Raw genomic sequence first — 216 nt, 5'->3', positions numbered from 1 at the left:
ATGGTGGGGCATGATGGATTTGAACCATCGACCAATTGATTAAAAGTCAACTGCTCTACCAACTGAGCTAATGCCCCCCTTTGATAACTAATTAGCAAGGCTGCTAGTTAGTTGATTGCGTAAATCCGCCGACTAATACTTTACTTTCACTGCTCATAGAATGGTGGGGCATGATGGATTTGAACCATCGACCAATTGATTAAAAGTCAACTGCTC

Annotated in this window: 1 tRNA gene; it reads right to left on the bottom strand. The window is 42.1% G+C overall.

Going from position 1 to position 216, the window contains the following annotated elements:
- Position 1: 1 nt before the first annotated feature.
- A tRNA-Lys gene (locus AAEY55_RS18715) sits at positions 2-77 on the bottom strand.
- Positions 78-216 lie beyond the last annotated feature (139 nt).

Source organism: Pseudoalteromonas sp. 120-MNA-CIBAN-0494 (assembly GCF_040308885.1).
Lineage (GTDB): Bacteria > Pseudomonadota > Gammaproteobacteria > Enterobacterales > Alteromonadaceae > Pseudoalteromonas > Pseudoalteromonas nigrifaciens.
This window is presented reverse-complemented; position numbering and strand designations above follow the sequence as displayed.